Genomic DNA, 5,518 nt, shown 5'->3' with positions numbered 1-5,518 from the left:
AGGAGCATCCGATCCTTGAGAACTCAACAGCGTGCACTTGTCAAATGCCAATTTATTCCTCGTCCAGTCCTTTTGGGCTGGTTGAGAAATTCCTTTGGATCAAAGACCAACCCTTTGGGGTTGGCATTCGGATGAAGTCAGCAATGATGTCATCTCTTTGGTCAGTTTCAAACTCGCAGTCTGCCGGTTTTCCCTGGTGGTTCTGTTTTTTTCTTTTACGGAGAGTTTGATCCTGGCTCAGGATGAACGCTGGCGGCGTGCTTAACACATGCAAGTCGAACGATGAAGCCCAGCTTGCTGGGTGGATTAGTGGCGAACGGGTGAGTAACACGTGAGCAACCTGCCCCTCACTCTGGGATAAGCGCTGGAAACGGCGTCTAATACTGGATACGAGTCGCAACCGCATGGTTAGTGACTGGAAAGATTTTTTGGTGGGGGATGGGCTCGCGGCCTATCAGCTTGTTGGTGAGGTAATGGCTCACCAAGGCGTCGACGGGTAGCCGGCCTGAGAGGGTGACCGGCCACACTGGGACTGAGACACGGCCCAGACTCCTACGGGAGGCAGCAGTGGGGAATATTGCACAATGGGCGGAAGCCTGATGCAGCAACGCCGCGTGAGGGATGACGGCCTTCGGGTTGTAAACCTCTTTTAGCAGGGAAGAAGCGAAAGTGACGGTACCTGCAGAAAAAGCACCGGCTAACTACGTGCCAGCAGCCGCGGTAATACGTAGGGTGCAAGCGTTATCCGGAATTATTGGGCGTAAAGAGCTCGTAGGCGGTTTGTCGCGTCTGCTGTGAAATCCCGAGGCTCAACCTCGGGCCTGCAGTGGGTACGGGCAGACTAGAGTGCGGTAGGGGAGATTGGAATTCCTGGTGTAGCGGTGGAATGCGCAGATATCAGGAGGAACACCGATGGCGAAGGCAGATCTCTGGGCCGTAACTGACGCTGAGGAGCGAAAGGGTGGGGAGCAAACAGGCTTAGATACCCTGGTAGTCCACCCCGTAAACGTTGGGAACTAGTTGTGGGGTCCTTTCCACGGATTCCGTGACGCAGCTAACGCATTAAGTTCCCCGCCTGGGGAGTACGGCCGCAAGGCTAAAACTCAAAGGAATTGACGGGGACCCGCACAAGCGGCGGAGCATGCGGATTAATTCGATGCAACGCGAAGAACCTTACCAAGGCTTGACATACACGAGAACGGGCCAGAAATGGTCAACTCTTTGGACACTCGTGAACAGGTGGTGCATGGTTGTCGTCAGCTCGTGTCGTGAGATGTTGGGTTAAGTCCCGCAACGAGCGCAACCCTCGTTCTATGTTGCCAGCACGTAATGGTGGGAACTCATGGGATACTGCCGGGGTCAACTCGGAGGAAGGTGGGGATGACGTCAAATCATCATGCCCCTTATGTCTTGGGCTTCACGCATGCTACAATGGCCGGTACAAAGGGCTGCAATACCGTGAGGTGGAGCGAATCCCAAAAAGCCGGTCCCAGTTCGGATTGAGGTCTGCAACTCGACCTCATGAAGTCGGAGTCGCTAGTAATCGCAGATCAGCAACGCTGCGGTGAATACGTTCCCGGGTCTTGTACACACCGCCCGTCAAGTCATGAAAGTCGGTAACACCTGAAGCCGGTGGCCTAACCCTTGTGGAGGGAGCCGTCGAAGGTGGGATCGGTAATTAGGACTAAGTCGTAACAAGGTAGCCGTACCGGAAGGTGCGGCTGGATCACCTCCTTTCTAAGGAGCATCTGGAGGCTTCGGCCTTCCAGGCGCCGGATCGAGACGAATGTTCTCGCCGGTTAGCTCATGGGTGGAACATTTGACATGGCATCAGCGCAGCTGATCCTCGTTAGTACGTCGGGCCTTCGGGTCTGGTGGGAACGTGGGGATGGGTGAGCGGGGTGCCTGCACGCTGTTGGGTCCTGAGGGACCGGGTGTGGGAACACATGCGGTTTTTCTGGCCTTCTTATGCTCACCTTGTGGTGGGTGTTTGGGGGACCGCCCGTACTTTGAGAACTACACAGTGGACGCGAGCATCTTCAACATGACCCTTTGGGGTTGTGTTGTTTTGATGATCTTAAAGATCATTAGTCAATTTCGAACTGGATCCTTCGGGGTCTGGTTTCCGATTCTTGATGAACTCATGTGATTTCAAGTCTTTAAGAGCAAACGGTGGATGCCTTGGCATCTGGAGCCGAAGAAGGACGTAGCAATCTGCGATAAGCCTCGGGGAACTGATAAGCGAGTTTTGATCCGAGGGTGTCCGAATGGGGAAACCCCGCTGGGCGGCGTGCCGACCTAGTGACTCCCGCCTGAATATATAGGGCGGGTAGAGGGAACGTGGGGAAGTGAAACATCTCAGTACCCACAGGAAGAGAAAACAACATGTGATTCCGTGAGTAGTGGCGAGCGAAAGCGGATGAGGCTAAACCGGGTGTGTGTGATAGCCGGCAGGCGTTGCATGCTCGGGGTTGTGGGACTTTTTGGATTGTTCTGCCGAACTTTCAGCGTTACAAGCAGGTATAGACGAACGGTTTTGAATGGCCGGTCATAGAGGGTGCGAACCCCGTAGTCGAAATGCCTGGCTTGGCGTGAAGAGTATCCCAAGTAGCACGGGGCCCGAGAAATCCCGTGTGAATCTGTCAGGACCACCTGATAAGCCTAAATACTCCCAGATGACCGATAGCGGACAAGTACCGTGAGGGAAAGGTGAAAAGTACCCCGGGAGGGGAGTGAAATAGTACCTGAAACCGTTTGCTTACAAACCGTTGGAGCCTCCTTAGTAGGGGTGACAGCGTGCCTTTTGAAGAATGAGCCTGCGAGTTAGCGATACGTGGCGAGGTTAACCCGTGTGGGGTAGCCGTAGCGAAAGCGAGTCTGAATAGGGCGATTCAGTCGCGTGTCCTAGACCCGAAGCGAAGTGATCTATCCATGGCCAGGCTGAAGCGACGGTAAGACGTCGTGGAGGGCCGAACCCACTTAGGTTGAAAACTGAGGGGATGAGCTGTGGATAGGGGTGAAAGGCCAATCAAACTTCGTGATAGCTGGTTCTCTCCGAAATGCATTTAGGTGCAGCGTTGCGTGTTTCTTGCCGGAGGTAGAGCTACTGGATGGCCGATGGGCCCTACAAGGTTACTGACGTCAGCCAAACTCCGAATGCCGGTAAGTGAGAGCGCAGCAGTGAGACTGTGGGGGATAAGCTTCATAGTCGAGAGGGAAACAACCCAGACCACCATCTAAGGTCCCTAAGCGCGTGCTAAGTGGGAAAGGATGTGGAGTTGCTGTGACAACCAGGAGGTTGGCTTAGAAGCAGCCACCCTTGAAAGAGTGCGTAATAGCTCACTGGTCAAGTGATTCCGCGCCGACAATGTAACGGGGCTCAAGCACGCCACCGAAGTTGTGGCATTGACATTTATGGTAGGCCTTCGTGGTCCAGCCGTGTTGATGGGTAGGAGAGCGTCGTGTGGCGAGTGAAGCGGCGGAGTGATCCAGCCGTGGACGCTACACGAGTGAGAATGCAGGCATGAGTAGCGAAAGACGTGTGAGAAACACGTCCTCCGGAAGACCAAGGGTTCCAGGGTCAAGCTAATCTTCCCTGGGTAAGTCGGGACCTAAGGCGAGGCCGACAGGCGTAGTCGATGGACAACGGGTTGATATTCCCGTACCGGCGAAGAACCGCCCACATGAAATCAGGAGTGCTAAGCATCCCAAGACGCGTGGATCCCTTCGGGGACGATCGTGAGGCGGCATGCGACCCCATCTGGTGGAGTGAGCGTATTAACAGGTGTGACGCAGGAAGGTAGCCCAGCCAGGCGATGGTTGTCCTGGTGCAAGTGCGTAGGCCGAGAGATAGGCAAATCCGTCTCTCATTGAGGCTGAGACACGATGCGGATGAAAAGTGGGTGATCCTATGCTGCCAAGAAAAGCATCGACGCGAGGTTCTAGCCGCCCGTACCCCAAACCGACTCAGGTGGTCAGGTAGAGAATACCAAGGAGATCGAGAGAATCGTGGTTAAGGAACTCGGCAAAATGCCCCCGTAACTTCGGGAGAAGGGGGGCCACCCGCTTATACGGATTTACTCCGAAAAGGGTGTGGTGGCCGCAGAGACTAGTGGGTAGCGACTGTTTACTAAAAACACAGGTCCGTGCTAAGTCGCAAGACGATGTATACGGACTGACGCCTGCCCGGTGCTGGAAGGTTAAGAGGACCGGTTAGCCGTAAGGCGAAGCTGAGAATTTAAGCCCCAGTAAACGGCGGTGGTAACTATAACCATCCTAAGGTAGCGAAATTCCTTGTCGGGTAAGTTCCGACCTGCACGAATGGCGTAACGACTTCCCAACTGTCTCAACCGCGAACTCGGCGAAATTGCATTACGAGTAAAGATGCTCGTTACGCGCAGCAGGACGGAAAGACCCCGTGACCTTTACTACAGCTTGGTATTGGTGTTCGGTGTGGCTTGTGTAGGATAGGTGGGAGACTTTGAAGCGTGGACGCCAGTTCATGTGGAGTCATTGTTGAAATACCACTCTGGTCACTCTGGATATCTAACTTCGAACCGTAATCCGGTTCAGGGACAGTGCCTGGTGGGTAGTTTAACTGGGGCGGTTGCCTCCCAAAAAGTAACGGAGGCGCCCAAAGGTTCCCTCAACCTGGTTGGTAATCAGGTGTCGAGTGTAAGTGCACAAGGGAGCTTGACTGTGAGACTGACAGGTCGAGCAGGGACGAAAGTCGGGACTAGTGATCCGGCAGTGGCTTGTGGAAGCGCTGTCGCTCAACGGATAAAAGGTACCTCGGGGATAACAGGCTGATCTTGCCCAAGAGTCCATATCGACGGCATGGTTTGGCACCTCGATGTCGGCTCGTCGCATCCTGGGGCTGGAGTAGGTCCCAAGGGTTGGGCTGTTCGCCCATTAAAGCGGTACGCGAGCTGGGTTTAGAACGTCGTGAGACAGTTCGGTCCCTATCCGCTGCGCGCGTAGGAAGTTTGAGAGGATCTGACCCTAGTACGAGAGGACCGGGTTGGACGAACCTCTGGTGTGCCAGTTGTTCCGCCAGGAGCACCGCTGGTTAGCTACGTTCGGGATGGATAACCGCTGAAAGCATCTAAGCGGGAAGCCGGCCTCAAGATGAGACTTCCATACCTTCGGGTGAGAGGCTCCCAGCCAGACTACTGGGTTGATAGGCCAGATGTGGAAGCGTGGTAACACGTGCAGCTGACTGGTACTAATAAGCCGATGACTTGATAACACACCGTTCTTGGTGCTTGCGTCCACTTTGTGGTTCTCGACGTACGGTCGAAACCGCGAACATATAACAAACATTACGTTTGTGCTTGTTCGAGACACGTCAATAGTGTTTCGGCGGCCATAGCGTGAGGGAAACGCCCGGTCACATTCCGAACCCGGAAGCTAAGCCTCACAGCGCCGATGGTACTGCAGGGGGGACCCTGTGGGAGAGTAGGACACCGCCGGACTTCCTTTAACAGAAAGGCCACCCAACGCAGGGTGGCCTTTCTGC

3 rRNA genes are annotated in these 5,518 nt (G+C 54.7%); all 3 read left to right on the top strand.

Going from position 1 to position 5,518, the window contains the following annotated elements:
- Positions 1–214: 214 nt before the first annotated feature.
- The 3 genes from ACTJI8_RS20385 (at position 215) to rrf (ending at position 5,474) form a co-directional block, all read left to right on the top strand.
- Positions 215–1,737 (top strand): 16S ribosomal RNA (locus ACTJI8_RS20385).
- Between the two features lie 412 nt (positions 1,738–2,149).
- Positions 2,150–5,248: ribosomal RNA gene (locus ACTJI8_RS20380) — 23S ribosomal RNA — on the top strand.
- 109 nt (positions 5,249–5,357) lie between these two features.
- Positions 5,358–5,474, top strand: a 5S ribosomal RNA gene (gene rrf / locus ACTJI8_RS20375).
- Together the 16S, 23S and 5S rRNA genes form the textbook arrangement of a ribosomal RNA operon.
- The last annotated feature ends 44 nt before the right edge of the window (positions 5,475–5,518 follow it).

It is taken from the genome of Microbacterium sp. 22303 (assembly GCF_052045265.1).
Classification (GTDB): Bacteria; Actinomycetota; Actinomycetes; order Actinomycetales; family Microbacteriaceae; genus Microbacterium.
Note: the sequence above shows the minus strand (reverse complement) of the source record. Positions and strands in the feature narration are given on the sequence as shown.